The organism is Phenylobacterium sp. (assembly GCF_036677185.1).
In the GTDB taxonomy this organism is placed as follows: Bacteria; Pseudomonadota; Alphaproteobacteria; order Caulobacterales; family Caulobacteraceae; genus Phenylobacterium.
In genome coordinates, this window is the sequence record NZ_JAKFEN010000017.1 from 105,703 (window position 1) to 124,439 (window position 18,737).

General features: G+C 68.7%; 16 protein-coding genes. 9 read left to right on the top strand and 7 right to left on the bottom strand.

What is annotated here, in order from left to right; translation table 11 throughout:
* Positions 1–19: 19 nt before the first annotated feature.
* A complete protein-coding gene (locus V6M51_RS07780) occupies positions 20–1,957 on the bottom strand; it encodes a methyl-accepting chemotaxis protein (RefSeq protein ID WP_332766073.1) in 1,938 nt (645 codons plus the stop codon).
* Positions 1,958–2,209: 252 nt separating this feature from the next.
* Between V6M51_RS07780 and V6M51_RS07785 the strand changes: the two genes are divergently transcribed.
* Positions 2,210–2,518, top strand: coding sequence for a hypothetical protein (locus V6M51_RS07785; RefSeq protein WP_305675406.1), 309 nt, complete (start codon positions 2,210–2,212; stop codon positions 2,516–2,518).
* A 144-nt stretch (positions 2,519–2,662) separates the two neighbouring features.
* Here the strand turns inward: V6M51_RS07785 and V6M51_RS07790 are convergent, their stop codons facing one another.
* Positions 2,663–3,466 (bottom strand): DUF72 domain-containing protein, encoded by an 804-nt coding sequence (locus tag V6M51_RS07790; RefSeq protein ID WP_332766074.1) that lies wholly within the window; start codon positions 3,464–3,466, stop codon positions 2,663–2,665.
* A gap of 8 nt (positions 3,467–3,474) precedes the next feature.
* Positions 3,475–5,124 carry a M28 family metallopeptidase gene (locus tag V6M51_RS07795; protein WP_332766075.1) on the bottom strand — a complete coding sequence of 550 codons (1,650 nt, stop codon included), beginning with the start codon at positions 5,122–5,124 and terminating at the stop codon, positions 3,475–3,477.
* Between the two features lie 336 nt (positions 5,125–5,460).
* On the opposite strand from V6M51_RS07795, the gene V6M51_RS07800 reads away from it, so the two are divergent.
* The 4 genes from V6M51_RS07800 to V6M51_RS07815 all read left to right on the top strand — a co-directional run bounded on the left by V6M51_RS07800 (position 5,461) and on the right by V6M51_RS07815 (position 12,165).
* Positions 5,461–6,891, top strand: coding sequence for a TolC family protein (locus V6M51_RS07800; protein WP_332766076.1), 1,431 nt, complete (start codon positions 5,461–5,463; stop codon positions 6,889–6,891).
* A gap of 1 nt (position 6,892) precedes the next feature.
* Positions 6,893–8,008, top strand: coding sequence for an efflux RND transporter periplasmic adaptor subunit (locus tag V6M51_RS07805; protein WP_332766077.1), 1,116 nt, complete (start codon positions 6,893–6,895; stop codon positions 8,006–8,008).
* A complete protein-coding gene (locus V6M51_RS07810) occupies positions 8,005–11,139 on the top strand; it encodes an efflux RND transporter permease subunit (protein ID WP_332766078.1) in 3,135 nt (1,044 codons plus the stop codon). The genes V6M51_RS07805 and V6M51_RS07810 overlap by 4 nt, the downstream gene beginning before the upstream one ends.
* Positions 11,140–11,205: 66 nt before the next feature.
* A complete protein-coding gene (locus tag V6M51_RS07815) occupies positions 11,206–12,165 on the top strand; it encodes a hypothetical protein (protein WP_332766079.1) in 960 nt (319 codons plus the stop codon).
* On the opposite strand, the gene V6M51_RS07820 is transcribed toward V6M51_RS07815, so the two are convergent.
* Positions 12,146–12,631: a GNAT family N-acetyltransferase gene (locus V6M51_RS07820; protein ID WP_332766081.1), complete on the bottom strand. Its 486-nt coding sequence runs from the start codon at positions 12,629–12,631 to the stop codon at positions 12,146–12,148. The genes V6M51_RS07815 and V6M51_RS07820 overlap by 20 nt on opposite strands.
* 79 nt (positions 12,632–12,710) lie before the next feature.
* Here V6M51_RS07820 and V6M51_RS07825 point away from each other — a divergent pair, with 79 nt between their 5' ends.
* Entirely contained in the window at positions 12,711–13,700 is a 990-nt protein-coding gene (locus V6M51_RS07825; RefSeq protein WP_332766083.1) for a glutathione S-transferase family protein, read from the top strand.
* Here the strand turns inward: V6M51_RS07825 and V6M51_RS07830 are convergent.
* The 3 genes from V6M51_RS07830 to V6M51_RS07840 are packed head-to-tail and all read right to left on the bottom strand — an operon-like array spanning position 13,697 to position 15,449.
* Positions 13,697–14,053 (bottom strand): GFA family protein, encoded by a 357-nt coding sequence (locus tag V6M51_RS07830; RefSeq protein ID WP_332766085.1) that lies wholly within the window; start codon positions 14,051–14,053, stop codon positions 13,697–13,699. The genes V6M51_RS07825 and V6M51_RS07830 overlap by 4 nt on opposite strands.
* Positions 14,053–15,033, bottom strand: a complete 981-nt coding sequence (locus V6M51_RS07835) for a threonine ammonia-lyase (protein ID WP_332766086.1) — start codon at positions 15,031–15,033, stop codon at positions 14,053–14,055. Before V6M51_RS07835 ends, V6M51_RS07830 begins: the two co-directional genes overlap by 1 nt.
* Complete coding sequence (locus V6M51_RS07840; RefSeq protein ID WP_332766087.1) at positions 15,030–15,449, bottom strand: VOC family protein; 420 nt, start codon at positions 15,447–15,449, stop codon at positions 15,030–15,032. The genes V6M51_RS07835 and V6M51_RS07840 overlap by 4 nt, the downstream gene beginning before the upstream one ends.
* A 100-nt stretch (positions 15,450–15,549) precedes the next feature.
* Between V6M51_RS07840 and V6M51_RS07845 the strand changes: the two genes are divergently transcribed.
* From V6M51_RS07845 to V6M51_RS07855, 3 genes are all read left to right on the top strand, one after another.
* Positions 15,550–16,143 (top strand): acyloxyacyl hydrolase, encoded by a 594-nt coding sequence (locus tag V6M51_RS07845; protein WP_332766089.1) that lies wholly within the window; start codon positions 15,550–15,552, stop codon positions 16,141–16,143.
* A 252-nt stretch (positions 16,144–16,395) separates the two neighbouring features.
* Positions 16,396–17,682 (top strand): adenylosuccinate synthase, encoded by a 1,287-nt coding sequence (locus tag V6M51_RS07850; RefSeq protein ID WP_332766091.1) that lies wholly within the window; start codon positions 16,396–16,398, stop codon positions 17,680–17,682.
* Positions 17,683–17,742: 60 nt separating this feature from the next.
* The gene (locus tag V6M51_RS07855; RefSeq protein ID WP_332766093.1) at positions 17,743–18,588 is read left to right on the top strand and encodes a response regulator; all 846 of its coding nucleotides are present in this window, start codon (positions 17,743–17,745) and stop codon (positions 18,586–18,588) included.
* Positions 18,589–18,737: the final 149 nt, after the last annotated feature.

Consider the following 18,737-nt stretch of genomic DNA (forward strand, 5'->3'; position numbering starts at 1 on the left):
CGCTACTCTTCCTCGGGTACTAAAACTCTTCCCAGCTGTCGTCCTCGGCGTGAGGCGCGGAGGCCAGCGCCGTGTTCCCGCGGCTTTGCGGACGCGGCGGCGGGGCGTGGGAACGCTGGGGCGGCGGGGCGTGGCGGGCGACCGGGGCGGCCTGGCCGCCATTGACCTTGAAGCGGGCCACGAGGCGGGCCAGTTCCTGGGCTTCGTCGGCGAGGACGCGGCTGGCGGCGGTGGATTCCTCCACCATGGCGGCGTTCTGCTGGGTCACCTGGTCCATCTGGTTGACGGCGGTGTTCACCTGGCCGAGGCCGAGGGCCTCTTCCTTGGCGGAGGCGGCGATTTCGCCGACCACGTTGGAGATCTCGGCCACCTGGCGGACGATGCGTTCCAGCGCCTTGCCGGTCTCGCCGACCAGGTTCACCCCTTCGGCGACCTGCTGGCTCGAAGCCGAGATGAGCGCCTTGATCTCCTTGGCCGCTTCGGCCGAGCGCTGGGCGAGCGCCCGCACCTCGGAGGCGACGACCGCGAAGCCCTTGCCGGCGTCGCCGGCGCGGGCGGCTTCGACGCCCGCGTTCAGCGCCAGCAGGTTGGTCTGGAAGGCGATCTCGTCGATGACGCCGATGATCTGGCTGATCTGCTTGGCCGAGCCCTCGATCTGACCCATGGCCTCGATGGCGCGGCTGACGACGACGCCGCCTTCCTCCGCATCCGTCTTGGCCGAGGCGACGGCCTCGCGGCCGTGGCTGGCGCCGTCCGAGGTCTTGTTGACCGTGGCGGTGATCTCATCCAGGGCCGCGGCGGTCTGTTCCAGCGTGGCGGCCTGGTGTTCGGTGCGGCGCGACAGGTCGTCGGCCGAGTGGCTGATCTCGCCCGCGCCGGACTGGATGGAGGCGGTGGCGCCGGCGATGGCGCGCATGGCCTCTTCCAGCTTGGCGGAGGCGGCGTTGAAGTCGTCGCGCAGCTTGCGGTAGTCGCCGGGGAATTCCCGGTCCAGGCGGTAGGTGAGGTCGCCGGTGGCGAGGCTGTCCAGGGCCTGGGCGAGGGAGTTGACCACCATGGCCTGCTCCTCGGCGATGGCCGCGGCGGCTTCGGCGTTCTCGCGGCGCGTGGTCTCGGCGGCGGCCTCGGTCTGCTCGTGCTCCTGGCGCAGCTTCTCCAGGTGCAGCTGGTTGTCGCGGAAGATGGTCAGGGACGACACGATGGCGCCCAGCTCGTCCTTACGCTCCAGGGCGGCCAGGTCGATGGTGTTGTCGCCGCGAGCCAGGGCCTCGGTGGCGCTGGCGATCTTCTTGACGTCCTTGCGCAGCATGGTGGTCAGCGCCCAGGCCAGGGTCCCGGCGATCAGCAGGGTGGCGAGGGCGGCGATCAGGGTCATGGTCTGGGCCGAGTTGGCGCGGGCCTCGCTGGCCTTGGCGTTGGCGTCGGTCTGGGCCTGGCCGGCCTGAACGATCTTGTTCAGGGTGCCGGTCATGTTGCCGTATTCTTCCTCGAACGGCGCGGCGAAGCCGGCGGCGGTTCCGAAGTCGGTGGTGATCATGGCGGCGATGACGTCGAGCGCGTCGCGGGTCTGTTTCAGGGCCTTCACCAGGTCGGCGAAGTTCTTCTTCTGGGAGTCCGGCGCGTTGGCCTGGATCGCCTGAACTTCCTTGGTGATCGCGTCGACCTCGGCGAGCAGAGCCTGGCTCTTGCCCTCGATCTTGTCGGTGTCGATCGCCGCGGCCTGGTGGGTCAGGAGGAAGTAGAGTTCGCCATGGACGGCGGTGATGCGCTCGGAGACCTTCTGCAGCCTCAGAGTGTTGGGCAGGTCGGTGCGAACCACCTGCTCAAGGTCGGCCGCCTGGCCGCGTTGAATGACCACGGCGCCGCCAGCCATCAGGGCCAGCATCACCAAGGCGAAGGCGGGTGCGAAGCCGATCTTTACGATCAGCGGCGAGTCCACAAGCCGAAGGCGCTTCACTTCCGATATCCCCCAGAAGGACGATTAGCATTTCGAACACCATGGCGTGAGGTTGCTAACCAATCGTCACTGAAACCCCGTTTCTGGCGGTTCTTGCGCGCGCTCGCGTCTATAGAGACCGGCGAAATCAGCGCTAAATGGTCGCGGCGCTTTTACTTCGTGTTAACCGCAAATCAGTTCGCCGACTCAGATTCCTTTAACCTGAATCCTGCATAGAGGGGATGCGTCCGTTATCTAGAAAGGAGTGGGGCGATGAAAAATTTCATCAAGATCGTGGGGGGTGTCGCTCTCTGCCTGGCTTTTGCCGGCGCGTCATCCGCAGCTGACTTCCAAGCCAGCATGAGCAAATGCCTGACCAAGCACGCGAATACGCGTGACGCAGCCATGGTCATGCTCGAATGCACGGCCGACGCCGGCAAGCTTTCGGGCTGCAAGGTGCTGGAAGACAACAAGGCGGGCAAGGGTTTCGATAAGGCGGCGCTCTGCGTGGCCGAGGCCCTGCCGATGGGAACCAAGACCGGGACCGTGAAGGTTCCGATGCGCTTCCCGGGCGGCGCCTAAACCGCACCACCAAGAATTCTGTATTCTTGCCAGTACGCCTCCGGCTTCAGCCGGAGGCGTTTTGCGTTTTGACGATTCTCTTCCTCCCACATCGCGGAGCGAATGGCGGATGGTCCCCCTCCCCCGTAAACAGGGGAGGAAAAGCTACTTGTTGACCCGCGACAGCAGGGCCTGGGCCGCGGCCGGGGCGCGGACCTTTCCCTCGTGGATGAAGTAGGCGAACACCTCGCGCGGACCTTCCGGCGGGCCGGTGCGGTCGACGGGCGCCAGGTCGCCGGGGACCTGGCCGCCGGAATAGGCCGTGAACCGCTCGGCCCAGGCGTCGAGGCCGTCCTCCGGATAGCCGTTCGGCAGGTCGTCGGAGCCCTTCAGCAGCCGGGCGTAAACGAAGTCGGCCGTGATGTCGGGGATCAGCGGATAGTTCTCATTCTCCGAGACGCAGATCGCGACGTTGCGGTCGCGGCACAGCTTGATGAAGGCCGGGTCGGCGAAGCTGGCGTGCCGCACCTCGACCACGTGGCGTAGCTTCAGGCCGTCCTGGGTCTTGGGCAGCAGGTCGAGGAAGCCGGCGAAATCGTCGGGGTCGAACTTCTTGGTCGGCATGAACTGCCAGAGGATCGGCCCCAGCCGGTCGCCCAGCTCGACGATCCCCTGGGTCAGGAACTTCTGCATGGAATCCGCGCCCTCGGCGAGGACCCGGCGGTTGGTGGCGAACCGCGAGGCCTTCACCGAGAAGACGAAGCCCTCCGGCGTGGAGGCCGCCCACTTGGCGAAGGTCTCGGGCTTCTGGCTGGAATAGTAGGTGGAGTTGATCTCCAGGGTGGTCAGGTGACGGCTGGCATAGTTCAGCTCGTCGGCATGTTTCAGCCCCTTGGGATAGAACACGCCCCGCCAGGGCTCGAAGGTCCAGCCTCCGATCCCGGCCCGGATCAGGCCCTTGCCAGCCATCTAGCGCCTCACTTGCGTTGGGACGCCGTGGCGTCGCGGGTTTGCTTGAATTCCGAGCCCTCTTTCCAGGCGGGCCATTCGGTCGAATTGGCCAGCTTGCGGCCCAGGTCCAACATCAATTCGCCATCCTGCGCGACGCCCTCCAGGTTCCAGCTCGGATCGAACTCGTCGGCCGGCTGATGGTAGCGGTCGGCGGTGTAGGCCTTGGCGTAGGCGTCGCCGGCGGCCTTGCCGCCGTTCACCAGGTCGCGGCCCGAGCCGAAGGAGATGGCCGGCACGCCACGCTTGGCGAAGGGGAAGTGGTCGGAGCGGAAGAAGCTGCCCGCCTCGGGGCGCGGATCGGGCGTGTAATACCGGTCCTTGGCCTTGCCGGCGGCGATCAGGTCGTCCTGCAGGGTGGAGGCGGCGTTGCCCGAGGAGCCGAAGTCCTTGGCCGGACCGGCCGGGGACAGGGCGTCCATATTGATGTCCGCCACGGTGGTCCCGAGCGGATAGAGCGGATTGTCGGCGTAGTATTCCGAGCCCAGCAGGCCCTTCTCCTCGGCGGTCACCGCCAGGAAGACCACCGAGCGGTCGGGCTTGGGACCCTTGGCGAAGGCGCGGCCGATCTCGATCAGGGTGGCGATTCCGTCGGCATTGTCGACGGCGCCGTTGTAGATCTTGTCGCCCTTGGCGTCCGGCAGGCCCACGCCCAGGTGGTCCCAGTGGGCCGAGTAGATCAGGGTCTCGTCCGGCCGCTTGGCGCCCGGCAGCAGGCCGACCACGTTCTTGGAGACGATCTTCTGGGCGTCGACGGCGTAGTCGATGGAGATGGTCGCCCCGGTCAGGGCCACCGGCTTGAAGGCGCGGGTCTTGGCCTGGGCCTTCAGGGTTTCGAAGTCGAGACCGGCGGCCTGGAACAGCGCCTTGGTCTGGTCGAGCTGGACCCAGCCCTCGATGGGGGCGTGGGCCGCGGCGGGCTTGGCGCGGATGATGTCGAAGATGACGTTGGTGTTGGAGTTCTTCACCGTCGCCCAGCCGTAGGAGGCGGCGGCGGTCTCGTGGATCACCAGGAAGCCGATCGCGCCCTGGCGGGCGGCCTCCTCATACTTGTAGGTCCAGCGGCCGTAATAGGTCATGGCCTTGCCGCCGAAGTCGCCTTCACCGCCTTCGAAGTCCGGGTCGTTGACCAGGACCAGTGCGATCTTGCCCTTCAGGTCGACGCCCTTGAAGTCGTCCCACTTGCGTTCCGGCGCGGTGACGCCGTAGCCGACGAAGACGATGGGGGCGTCCTTGATGCTGACATGGTCGACCCCGGTCTGGGCGGCGCGGATGGCGATCTCCTCGCCCTGGGTCCAGCTCTGGGTCGCCCCGCCCGAGGTGATGTTGACGCTCACCGGGCCCTTGGTCTCGAAGCGGGCCAGGGGCACGTCCTGGGTCCAGGCGCGCTGGCCGTCCTTCAGGTCGCCGCCGGGCTTCAGGCCCACGGCTTTGAACTGTTCGGCGATGTAGGCGACGGTCTTCTTCTCACCCTCGGTGGCGGGGCCGCGCCCCTCAAAGGCGTCGGAGGCCAGGACCTGGATATGGCCCGAGATTTTGGCGGGATCGAGATCGGCCGCCTGGGCCTGTCCGGCGAAAACCGCCCATGCCGAAGCGCCAGCGAGGAGAAACTGTTTCATGGATCACTCAGAAGGGGGATTGGAAATGCCGCAGGACCCTAGATCGGGCGATGCGAGGGCGGAAGGCCGCTTTTGCATCCTCATTCGGGTCGCAAGTGTGGCCGCCGCGTCGCGGTCGCGGCCCCGAAGGCGCGTGCGCCAAGGCCCGCGATGCGCTAGGTCGCTGACGCCACGTGATCCGGCCGGATATTGTTAAGCTTTTTTAATGTGGCTGACCTGCCATCGACACGACATCGTACCATGTACAGAACTGCCGATACCCAGACCCGGGTCGCGCCTCCCCAAGGCCGGGAATTCCTGGCCGGCGATTCCCGGGCCCGATAGACGAAAAGAATGATGCGCCCAGCTTCTCTCGCAGCCGGCCCCATGGCCGTGGCGTGCCTCGCGCTGGCGGCCTGCGCCTCGACGCACGAGGTCGACACCCGTCTTCCCGACGCCTACGAGCTGCCGGCCCCGCCGGCAGGCGCCGTGGCGCTGGACGCCTGGTGGATCGGCTTCAACGATCCGCAGCTCACCGGCCTGATCGACCAGGCCCTGGCCGCCAGCCCCGACGCCCGCTCGGCCGCCGCGCGGCTGAAGGAGGCTCGCGCCCAGCGCTCCGGGGCGCTCAACGCCTTCCTGCCCCAGGGTAATATCCGCGGTGCGGCGTCCAGGACCGAGAACGAGGTGGTCGACGGCACGGTCGTCAACATCCCGGGCTTCTCCTCCAGCGGCGAGAGCGAGAGCCAGTCGGCCAATTTCGACGTCACCTGGGAGATCGACCTGTTCGGCCGTGTGTTCGCCGCCCGCCGGGCGGCCAACGCCGAGATGGCCGCCGCGCGCCTCGACTATGAGGGGACCCGCGCCAGCCTCGCGGCCAGCGTGGCCGACAGCTATTTCCAGGCGCGGGGCCTGGCCATCCAGCTCGCTGACGCCCGTGAGAGCGTCCGCATCCAGGAAAGCCTGGCCCAGATCGCCCAGACCCGCGTCGAGCGGGGTATCGCCTCGCGCTCGGACGAGGATCGGGTGGCCGGCGACCTGGCCCAGGCCCGGGCCCAGGCGGCGGGCCTCGAGGCCGAACTGCAGGCCCAGCGCCGCACCCTGCTGATCCTGGTCGGACGCGGGATCGAACCGACCACGAGCCTGGCCGTCGACGCCCAGGTGGGCGCGATCCCCGAGGTTCCCGCCAGCCTGCCGGGCGAGCTGCTGACCCGCCGGCCCGATGTGCGCCAGGCCGAGGCCATGCTGGTCTCGTCCCTGGGCCGGCGCGACTATGCGCGGCTGGCCTTCCTGCCGACCTTCAAGCTGGCGCCCGGGATCGGCGTCCAGAAGACCGAGCAGCCCGGCTATTCGGCCACCATCCAGAGCTGGACCCTGGGCGGCAACGTCACCGTCCCGGTGTTGGACATCCCGCGCCTGCTCTCGGAGCTGAAGGTCCAGAACGCCAAGGTCGAGCAGGCCGCCATCGCCTACGAAAAAGCGGTGCAGGTCGCCTATGGCGAGGCTGAGAACGCCATGGTGCAACTGGCCGCCGACCGCCGTCGGGTGGAGCTGCTGGACGCCGGCGAGGACCGCGCCGAGCGAGCCTATGAGGCCTCGCGCCGTGGCTATGCCGCCGGCCTCACCGACCTTCAGACCGCCCTCGGCGCCGAGCAATCCTGGCGTGCGGTGCGGACCCAGGAGACCGGCGCCCAGGTCCAGGCCCTGCGCCGCGCCGTCCAGACCTACAAGGCGCTCGGCGGCGGCTGGCCGCTGGCGTCCGCCCCCAACAACAAGAAGGCTCGCTGACGTGACGAGATCCAAACGCCTGCTGACCGTCACGGTCGCCGTCTCGCTCCTGGGCCTCGCCGCCTGCGGCAAGAAGGAGCCGCCGAAGAAGGACCCGGCCGCCCAGGCCCGCGCCGTGCGTGTGGTCCGAGTGGAAGCCCGGCCGATCACCGGGGCGCTCACCGCCTCGGGCAGCCTGATCCCCCGCGAGGAGGCCGCCGTGGCGCCCGAAGTCACCGGCTATCGCGTCGCCCGCGTGCTGGTCGAGGAAGGCGCCTATGTCCGCGCCGGCCAGACCCTGGCCCAGCTCGACGGCGCCCTGATCAGCGCCCAGGTCGAGCAGCAGAAGGCCCTGGCCGCCCAGGCCGCGGTCCAGGCCGAACAGGCCGAGCGCGAGGCCGCCCGCGTCAAGGATCTCGATGGCCAGGGCGTGCTCTCCGAGGAGGCGCTGGACCAGCGCCGCTTCCAGGCCCGCGCCGCGCGCGCCACCGCCAACGCCCAGGCCGCCGCCTATCGCGACGCCACCACCCGGGCCGGCAAGCTGGCGGTCTCCGCCCCCGTCTCCGGCCTGGTGCTGGAGCGCACGGTTCGGCCGGGTGACCTCTCGGCCGGGGGCGGGACCCCCTGGTTCCGCATCGCCCGAGACGGCCAGATCGAGCTCGCCGCCGAACTGACCGAGGACGACCTGGCCCGGGTGCGCCCCGGCCAGCGCGCCACCGTCACCCTGCCCTCAGGGGCCAGCGCCATCGGCCATGTGCGGCTGGTCTCGCCTCAGGTGAACACCCAGTCGAAGCTGGGGATCGTGCGCATCCTGCTGCCGGTTCGCTCCGACATCCGCGCCGGCGGCTACGGCCGCGCCCAGTTCGACGATGCGGTCGGCGCCGGCCTCTCGGTGCCCGAGACCGCTGTGCGCTACGACGCCGACGGGGCCAGTGTCATGACCGTCGACGCCGCCAACAAGGTGAAGCGCGTGGCCATCGCCACCGGCGCGCGCGGCGGCGGCCTGGTCGCCCTGGTCAAGGGCCCGCCCGCCGGGACCCGCGTCGTCCAGAACGCCGCGGCCTTCCTGCTGGACGGCGATCTGGTCAAGCCCGTTGAGGCCGCCGTCGCCGCCAAGCCCACGAGCAAGGCCCGATGAACGCTCCCAATCCCCACAGCGGCTCGGGCGGGATGCGCATCTCCGCCTGGGGGATCATGAATCCGGTGCCGGTGGCGGTGCTGTTCGCCGCCCTCGTCCTGGCGGGGGTGTTCGCCTATGCCGGGCTGACGGTGAAGATGTATCCCGACGTCTCCCTGCCCATGGTCTCGGTGACCGTGACGCAGAACGGCGCGGCGCCGGGCGAGATGGAGACCCAGATCACGCGTCCCGTCGAGGACGCCGTGGCCAGCCTGGCCAACGTCAAGAACGTCTATTCCACCGTCACCCAGGGCGTCTCCAGCACCAATATCGAGTTCGAGTTGGGCGAGGACCTGCAGAAGAAGACCGACGAGGTCCAGTCGCGGATCGACCAGGCCAGGTCGGTGTTGCCGCGCGAGATCGACGAGCCGACCGTGGCCCGGGTCGAGTTCGACAACCTGCCGATCATGACCTACGCGGTGGCCGCCCCGGCCATGTCGGACGTGGAGCTGTCCTGGTTCGTGGACGACACCCTAGCCCGCGCCCTGCAAGGCGAGAAGGGCGTGGCCCAGGTGGCCCGGGTCGGCGGGGTGACCCGCGAGATCAACGTCATCCTCGACCCCGACAAGCTGAACGCCCGCGGCCTGACCGCGGCCCAGGTCAACAACGCCCTGCGCGCCGCCGACCTGGATTCCCCCGGCGGCCGGGTGCAGGTGGGCGGACGCGAGCAGACCCTGCGGGTGTTGGGATCGGTCAACACCCTGGCCCTGCTGCGTGAGTTCACCGTGCCCACCGGCGCTGGCGGCTTCGTGAAGCTGACCGATATCGCCGAGGTCGGCGACGGCTCGTCGGAGGTTCGTGGTTTCGCCCGCCTCGACGGCCGGCCCGTGGTCGGCGTCATGGTCATGAAGACCAAGGACGCCAGCGACGTGGCGGTCGAGGACAAGGTCCTGGCCAAGCTCAAGGAGCTCGAGACCACCCACAAGGGCGTCACCTTCACCAAGATATTCTCGGCGGTGGACGAGACCCGCGCCAGCTTCCGGGCCACCCAGCATGTGCTGCTGGAGGGCATGTTCCTGGCGGCCCTGGTGGTGCTGTTCTTCCTGCGCGACTGGCGCTCGACGGCGATCACCGCCTTCGCCATGCCGGTTTCGCTGATCCCCACCTTCTTCTTCATGCAGATGTTCGGCTTCTCGCTGAACGTGGTGACCCTGCTGGCGCTCACCCTGGTGGTCGGCATCCTGGTCGACGACGCCATCGTCGAGATCGAGAACATCGAGAAGCGGGTGTCCCAGGGCATGCGCCCGTTCCAGGCCGCCATGGAGGGCGCCGACGCCATCGGCCTGGCGGTGGTGGCCACCACCATGGCCATCATCGTGGTGTTCACCCCGGTCTCGTTCATGAAGGGCATGGCCGGCCAGTTCTTCCGCGAGTTCGGGATCACGGTCTCGGTGGCGGTGCTGTTCTCGCTGGTGGTCGCGCGACTGCTGACCCCGCTGATGGCCGCCTACCTGATGAAGCCGGCCGCCAATCCCCATCCGCGCAAGCCCTTCGAGGGCTTCTACCGCAACGCCCTGGAATGGGCGCTGGATCACCGGATCGTCGCCTCCATCGCCGGCGGCGTGATGTTCGTGGGGTCCCTGTTCCTGGCCACCCTGCTGCCCCAAGGCTTCCAGCCGGCCGGTGATCCCGACTACGTCTATGTCAATGTCCAGGGCCCGCCAGGCGCCACGGCGGCCGACATGGAAGAGGTGGCGGCGCGAATCGATCAGGTGTTCCAGAAGCGTCCCGAGGTCATCGGGGTCTTCGCCCAGATGGGCTCGACCGTGGCTTCAGCCGGTCCGGGCAGCATGGGCGGCGGCGGCGGCGACCTGCGGTCGGGCACCGTCACCGTGCTGCTGAACGAGAAGCGCGACATCACCGGCGAAGCGTTGCGCAAGGAGATGCGCGCCGAACTGCTGGTCATCCCCGACGCCCGGGTCAGCTTCCTGGACTTCCAGGGCTCGGCGGGCCTGCAGAAGATCCTCACCAGCGACGACCCCGACGCCCTGCTGGCCGCCTCCACCGAGCTGGAGCGCCAGATGCGGACCCTGGACGTGATCGCCGACCCGCGTCCGGCCACGCCCCCCGTCGGACCCGAGGTGGTCATCCGGCCCCGCGCTGACGAGGCCGCCCGTCTGGGCGTCTCGGTGGACGCCATCGCCCAGGCCGCCCGCGTCGCCACCGTCGGCGACATCGACGCCAATGTGGCCAAGCTGACCGACGGCGAGCGCCGCCTGCCGATCCGGATCCGCCTGCCCGCCGAGGCCCGCGCCGACATCGAGCGGATCAAGGCCCTGCGCCTGCCCACCGCCTCGGGCGGCATGACCACCCTGGACGCCGTGGCCGACGTGGAGTTCCAGGCGGGTCCCGCCCGGATCGAGCGTCTCAACCGCAAGCGCCAGCAGACCGTCCAGGCCGAGCTCAACGGCGTGGAGATGGGCGTGGCCAACAAGGCGGTCGACGAACTGCCGATCATGAAGAATCTGCCCAAGGGGGTGGCCCCGGCCGAGACCGGCGACCTGGAGGCCATGCAGGAGCTGTTCGCCTCCTTCGGCCTGGCGGTGTTCTCCGGCGTGGCGATGATCTACGGCGTGCTGGTCCTGTTGTTCCGGTCGTTCTTCAAGCCGATCGTCATCCTCTCGGCCCTGCCGCTGGCGGTGGGCGGGGCGTTCTTCGGCCTGCTGGTCTTCAACCTGTCGCTATCCATCCCCTCGCTGATCGGCTTCCTGATGCTGTTGGGCCTCGCGGCGAAGAACTCGATCCTACTGGTCGAATACGCCATCGAGCGCGAACGCGAGGGCATGGGCCAGCGCGAGTCGCTGATCGAGGCCTGCCGCGAGCGGGCCCGGCCCATCGTCATGACCACCATGGCCATGGCCGCCGGCATGCTGCCCACCGCCTTCGCCCTGGAGAAGGGCGCGGAATTCCGCCAGCCCATGGCCGTGGCGGTGATCGGCGGCCTGATCACCTCGACCCTGCTGTCCCTGGTGCTGGTGCCGGTGGTCTATGAGTTCGTCGACGACTTCGAGAACTGGCTGAAGCCCAAGCTGGCCAGGCTGGTGACCCCCCGCCAGGCGACCCCCCAGGTCGCGCCGGAAGACCGTTTCTAAGCTCCGCCTTTGCGCATCGGCGCGAGGGACATATGCTCCTCGCCCGAGGGTTGCGGAGGCGGGGGCATGGCGACGTTTTCCATCGGTGAGGCGGTCGGGTCGGGATTCGCGCTGATCCGGCGCGAGCCCTTGGCCGTACTGGTCTGGGGCCTGGCCTATTTCGTCGTCGGCGTCCTGCCGCAGATCGCCATGTTCGCGCTCATCTTCCCGGACTTCATCGCCATGGCCAGGGAGTCGGCGACCAGCGGATCGACGGACGCCGCGACCCCGGCGCAGCTCCAGCAGCTTCTCGGCATGCAGGCCAAGATGATGCTGATGCAACTGGTGCAGTTCGCCACCTCGATCCTGGCCGCCGTCCTGCTCTATGGCGCGGTCCTGCGGGCGGTTCTCGAACCGGAGAACCGGGCGTTCTGGTACCTGCGCGTCGGCCCGCAGGAGGGCTGGCTCGCCGCCGTGCTCGCCGTCGGCGTCGTCCTACTGATGATGGCCGCCTTCGTGGTGATGATCCCCTTCATGATCGTCGGCGTCCTGCTGGGCCTGGCCGGAGCCAACACCACGCCCGTGGAATGGTTGGCCTTCGCCCTGTTTGCGATCGGCGGGATGGGCGTCTTCTGGTGGGCGGCGCTGCGTCTTTCCCTGTCGATGCCCATGACCTTCGCGGAACGGAAGTTCATGCTGTTCGAATCCTGGCCGCTCACCAAGGGGCACGCCTGGCCGATGTTCCTCACCAGCCTCGCGTTGGTCGGGCTCATCCTGATGATCGAAGTGGTCCTGGCCATCGTGTTCGTGATGGTCGCCGTGGCCGCCGTGCTGGGGATGGGCGTCGACCTGCTGACCCTGGAGACCCCCGACAAGCTGTTCGCGAACCCGCCCGAGAACTGGCTGATGATCGCCGTCATCGTCGGCGTGGCGGTGTTCGGGGCAGGTTCGTTCCTGACCGCGGCGCTGCACGCCATCATGCTGGCGCCCTATGCGACGATCTATCGGCGCCTCGCGAGCCCGGCGCTCACAGCGCCTGGAACATGACCAGGGCGTCGACATAGCCCAGGGTCGGATGGGCGAAGGCGCCGGGCAGGCGGCCGACGGTCGTGAAGCCCAGGCTCTCCCACAGCGTCACCGCGCGGGTGTTGGTGGCGACCACGAAGTTGAACTGCATGGCGCGAAATCCCCGCGCCCGGGCATGGTCGAGGGCGTGCCGGCCCATGGCGCGGGCCACGCCTTTGCCCTGGGCCGCCTGGCCGGTCATGAATCCGCAGTTGCAGACATGGGCCCCGCCGCCCGCCTGGTTGGCGCGCAGGTAGTAGGTCCCCAGGATCTCGCCGTCCTGCTCGAATACGAAGGGGTCGTTGGCGGGATTGAGCCAGTAGGCGCGGGCGGCGGCCTCGTCCATGGCGCGGTCCAGGCCATAGGTCTCGCCGGCCCGGATGGTGGGCTCGAGTATGGCCCAGATCGCGGGCCAGTCGGTCGCGTCGGCGGGGCGGATCATCGTCATGGCCGGTGATTTGGGCCTCGTCGGGCTTGGCGGCAAGGACACCAGGGGGTCAGATGGCGCAAACACGGGGGGAGAGCGGATGTATCGGCTGTATGGCGGGCTGGGCTCGCCCTATTCCCTGAAGGTCCGCGCCGTCCTGCGCTACCGCCGCCTGCCGCACATCTGGATCGCGGCCAACGATCCCACGACCATGGGAGCGCTGTTCGCCCAGGTTCGCGCGCCGGTCATCCCGGTGCTGGAGTTCCCCGACGGGACGGTGATGAACGACTCCACGCCCCTGGTGGCGGAGCTGGAGCGCCGCCACGCCGAGCGCTCGGTGATCCCGGACGACGAAGCCCAGGCCTTCGCGAACTTCCTGCTGGAGGACATGGCCGACGAGTGGGGCACCAAGGCCATGTTCCATCACCGCTGGAACCTTGATCGCGATCAGATCCAGATGGGCCGCTGGCTGGCCTTCGACCGGTTCCGCGGCCAGGGGCGCGAGCGCATCGAGACCTTCGGCCAGACCTTCCGGGAGCGCCAGACCGGGCGGATGGCCCTGGTGGGCTGCACGCCGCAGAACGCCCCGGTGATCGAGGCCAGCACGGAGCGGGCCTTCGACCTGCTGGACGTCATGGCGACGGACGAGGGCTACCTGTTCGGCTCGCGCCCCTCGCTGGCGGATTTCGCCTGGTTCGGCCAGTTCTCGCAGCTCGCCACCGATCCGACGCCGCACGACCTGATGCTGGCCCGCGCGCCCTATCTGATGCGCTGGATCGCCGGTCTCGATGACGCCAGCGGGGTGGAGGGCGAGTGGCGCGACGAACCGACCGCCGCGATGCGCGGCCTGCTGGAACTGGCCGCCGAGGTATACCTGCCGTTCCTGCTGGCCAATGCCGAGGCGGCTGGCCGGGGCGAGGAGACCTTCGAGGTCGAGCTGATGGGCCGGCCCTACAGCCAGGGGGTCTTCAAGTATCAGGTCCGCTGCCTCGCCCAGCTCCGCGAGGCCCATGGAGCGCTGTCGGACGCGGCCAGGAACCGAGTCGATGGCTGGCTGCCGGCGGCGGCGCGCGCGGCGCTGGCGGGTTAGCGGTTGTCGGAGTAGCGGACCGGGACCTGGTCCAGGTCGAAGTCGTCGAACAGCCGGGCGTTGACGCCGATGGTGATGCGGTCGAAATCGAGCTCGCGGCCGACCCAGGTGGGCCCCTCGTTATAGGTGCTGCAGCCGCAGATCGCGCAGTAGTGCAGCTTCATCATGTAGTCGCCCCACTGGTAGGTGGAGACCCGGTCGGGGGCGGTGGTCAGCTTGAACTCGGCCTCGGCGTAATAGGCCCAGAGCCCCCCGCGCTTGGTGCAAAGGGTGCAGTTGCAGGAGTTCACGTCCTTTGGCGGATGGGTCACCTCGAACTGGGTGGCCTTGCAGTGGCAGCTTCCGCGGATCATCAGACCTCCTCGCGCAGGACCTTGGCGAACAGCTCGGGGTCGACATTACCGCCGGAGAGCACCAGGCCGGTCGATCCGTCGCCCCAGGACTTGACCTTGCCGGCCAGCAGGGCGGCCAGGCCCACCGAGCCGCCGGGCTCCACGACCAGTTTCAGCACCGAGAAGGCGTAGCGCATGGCCTGGGCGACCTCCGCGTCGGTGACCAGGGCCACGTCGGCGACGGTCTTCTGCAGGATGGGGAAGGTGAGGTGGCCGGGGGCCGGGCTCTCCAGGGCGTCGCAGAGCGAGCGGGTCGTGGGGGTGAGTGTCACGCGCTCGCCCTTCTCCAGGGACCGCAGCGTATCGTCGAAGCCCGCCGGCTCCACCCCCACGATGGCCGTATTGGGCGAGAGCGCCTTGACCGCGGTGGAGACCCCAGCCAACAGGCCGCCGCCGCCGATGGGGCAGGCGACCACGTCGAAGGTCACGCCCAGGGCCTGCGCCTGGCGGACCAGTTCCAATCCGACCGTGCCCTGGCCGGCGATGATGTGCGGGTCGTCGAAGGCCGGCACGACCACGCTGCCGCGCTCGGCGGCGATCTGGGCGGCGATGGCCACCCGGTCATCGGTCAGCCGATCATAGAGCCGGATCTCGGCGCCATAGCCGCGCGTCGCCTCGACCTTCACGGCCGGGGCGTCGGAGGGCATGACGATCAGGGCCGGCATGCCCAGCAGCCTGGCCGCCAGGGCCACGCCCTGGGCGTGGTTGCCGGAGGAAAAGGCCACCACCCCACGCGTCCGCTCGTCGGGCGAGAGCTGGACCAGGCGGTTATAGGCGCCGCGGAACTTGAACGCTCCGACCCGCTGCAGGGTCTCGGGTTTGATCAGCACCCGGCGGCCCAGTCTGTCGTTGAGCGCCGGGCTTTCGATCAGCGGGGTTTCGACGGCGTGGCCCTTGAGCCGCCCGGCGGCGGCCTCGATGTCGGCCAGGCTGACGCTCACCGGGCGAAGACCATGGCGTCGTCGGCGAAGGCCTTGAACTCGATGGCGTTGCCCGAGGGGTCGAGGAAGAACATGGTCGCCTGCTCGCCCGGCTCGCCCTCGAAGCGGATCTGCGGCTCGATGATGAACTTCACCTTCGCGGCCTCCAGCTTACCGACCATGTCCTGCCAGTCCGGCAAGGTCAGGATGACGCCGAAGTGGCGGACCGGCACGTCCTCGCCGTCGACGGCGCTGGTCGAGCGATGGCCGATCTCGTCGGGCGCCAGGTGGGCGACGATCTGGTGGCCGAAGAAGTCGAAGTCGATCCAGTCGGCGCTGGAGCGGCCCTCCGGGCAGCCGAGCAGCCCGCCATAGAAGGCGCGCGCCTCGACCAGGTCGCGAACGGGAAAGGCGAGATGGAAGCGGGGGCGGGTCATACCCGCCTCATACCGCGCCAGGCCCACGAGCGCGATATGTTCGGGCCCCTTGGAACGCCTCACCGCATCACTAGTTTATGGTCAAGCTCGGGAGGCTTTCATGCGTGCATTGATTCTGGGCGCCGTGCTGGTGGCGCTGGCCGGACCGGTGAGCGCGGCCGATCTTTTGCTAGGCGTCTACGGTCACGACGTGACCTTCATCGGAAACGCCTTGGGGCTGGGCGCGGCCGGACGCGAGGACGGGGCCGATTTCCAGATCGGCCTGCGCAGCGAGCGCATCGAGACGCTCTCGCCTATCGGCCGGCCTCAAGCCCACGCCTTCGTCTCCGTGAACAGCGAGAACACCTCGAACTTCGTGGCCGCCGGACTCTCCTGGCCGATCGCCATCACCGAGAAGCTGTACTTCCGGCCGGGTGTCGGCCTGGCCTATACCGATGGCGAGACCGACCTGCCGCCGGTCAACGCGCCGGGCCTCAGCCCCGCCGAGATCCAGCGGCGGCTGCACCTCTACAACACCCGCATCGACTTCGGCTCGAAGGTGCTGTTCCAGGGGGAGCTTGGCCTCGGCTACCACTTCAACGACCGCTGGGCGGGCGAGATCTCCTGGGTGCACATCTCCAACGGCCAAGTGTTCTCGAGCGGCAAGAACCAAGGCATGGACGACGCCGGCGTGCGGCTGATCTACAGCTTCTGAGGCTTGGCCTCGGGCTCCGCGGATGCAGGGTCATCCTCCTCTCCACCCATCTTTTGGGGGAGAGGGGAGTGATCCGGGCCTGCGAGCCCGGGGCTTGACGCGCCTGCCTCACGCTGGTCTACACCCGCCGAACGGCTGCCCGTCGCCTGAAGGCGCTCGCCACCGCTTCCTAAAATCGATCCAGTCCACCCGCCGAGAGCCTGTCGAAGGGCGTGGTCGGACCCGCTCGGCAGGCCGGGAGATCGTATCTGCATGGCCAATGTGACGGTGATCGGCGCCCAGTGGGGCGACGAGGGCAAGGGCAAGCTCGTCGACTGGCTCAGCAACCGCGCCGACGTGGTGGTGCGCTTCCAGGGCGGCCACAATGCGGGCCATACCCTGGTGGTCGGCAACCAGGTCTACAAGCTCAGCCTGCTCCCCTCGGGCGTGGTCCAGGGCAAGCTGTCGGTGATCGGCAACGGCGTGGTGGTCGATCCCTGGCACCTGCTGGAGGAGATCGCCAAGATCGGCGCCCAGGGGATCACGATCACCCCCGACCTGCTGGTCCTGGCCGACAACGCCTGCCTGATCCTGCCCCTGCACCGCGACCTGGACCAGGCGCGCGAGGCCGCCGCGGTCAACAAGATCGGCACCACCGGCCGCGGCATCGGCCCGGCCTACGAGGACAAGGTTGGCCGGCGCGCCATCCGGGTGGGCGACCTGGCCGACCGCGACGCCCTGGAGGCCAAGATCGACCGTCTGCTGGCCCACCACACCCCGCTGCGCCGGGGCCTGGGCCTGCCGGAATACGACGGCGCCCAGCTGCTGGCGGCGCTGGAGGAGATCGCGCCCAAGGTCCTGCCCTTCGCCCAGCCGGCCTGGCGGCTGCTGGACGAGGTGGTGAAGTCGGGCAAGCGGGTGCTGTTCGAAGGGGCGCAGGGCGCCCTGCTGGACGTCGACCATGGCACCTATCCCTATGTGACGTCGTCCAACACCGTCGCCGGCCAGGCCGCGGCGGGATCGGGCCTGGGGCCCAAGGGGTCCGGCTATGTCCTGGGCATCGTGAAGGCCTACACCACCCGGGTCGGCGAGGGGCCCTTCCCCACCGAGCTCAATGACGAGATCGGCCAGCACCTTGGCACGGTGGGCAAGGAGTTCGGCGTGGTCACCGGCCGGCCGCGCCGCTGCGGCTGGTTCGACGCCGCCCTGGTCCGCCAATCGGTGGCGCTGAACGGCATCGACGGCATCGCGCTCACCAAGCTGGACGTGCTGGACGGCCTGCCGAAGTTGAAGATCTGCGTCGGCTACCGGCTGGGCGACAAGACCTTCGACTACCTGCCCGCCGGCCTGAAGGCCCAGTCGGCCCTGGTCCCGATCTATGAGGAGATCGATGGTTGGAGCGAGAGCACGGCCGGCGCCACCTCCTGGAAGGACCTGCCCGCCAACGCGGTCAAATATGTCCGCCGGGTGGAGGAACTGATCGGGGCCCCCGCGGCCATGGTCTCCACCAGCCCACAGCGGGACGACACCATCATGGTGCGCGACCCGTTCCAGGACTGATCGGAGCCAGGATCGAGCGGCAGGCCGTCAAGGCCATCTTAAGGACGATGGGGCTAGCATGTGCTGGAGTCCTTCGGAGCCGCCCGGGCCGTGTTCAACGACGACTTCAAGCTTGTCCAGCGGATGGCGCCGCTGATGCAGAAGGTGCTGATCATCGATCCGGCGCCGGCCAGCGCCCGTCTGCTCGCCGAGCTGATGCGCAACATCGCCCCGGTGCAGCTCTGGAACGCCGTCTCCACCCGCAAGGGGCTGGAGGCCGCGCGCCAGGTCAGTCCGCAAATGATCTTCGTGGAGCTGTCGGGTCCGGACGTCGACGGCGTCGACTTCACCCGCCAGCTACGCAAGTCCGACATCGCCTGCCGCATGGCGCCGGTGATCATGGTGACGGCCGCGGCCACCCCCTCGGCGATCATGGCCGCCCGCGACGCGGGCGTGCATGAATTCCTGCGCAAGCCCTACACCGCCAGGGACCTGCTGAGGCGGTTGGAGGCCGTGACCCTGCGTCCCCGCGACTGGGTCGAGGCGGTGCAGTATATCGGCCCCGACCGGCGGCGGTTCAATTCCGGCGACTATACCGGCCCGCTGAAGCGCCGCTCCGACGCCACCGCCACCACCGACCAGGCCCGGATCACCCAGGCGCTGAAGATCCTGAAGGCTGCTGTTCCGGCGGTTTCCACCGATCCCCGCCAGGCCTTGCGCGCCATGCTGGCCCAGATGGTCGAGCTGCACCGCGCGGCCAATGGCATGAAGGACCTGAAGCTGGCGGCCATGACCACCGACTTCCAGCGCTATCTGGCCATCGTCTCCGAGCGCGGTGTCATGGACCAGGCCGAGATCGCCCGCGAGGCCCAGCCGCTGCTGGCCCTGCTGCCCCAGGACGACGCCGAGGAAGGCCAAGCGGCTTAGATAGCCGCACGGTTTCCATAGGTGCTCCCCTTCTGGGCGAGGGGGACTTTGCCCCTTGTTTGCGGGCTTCAGCGCCCTTGTCGCCGAAGGGCGGGACTCCAAATCGCGCGGCGCGCTGGATGAGGAGCTAAAATCTAAAGCGCCCGCGC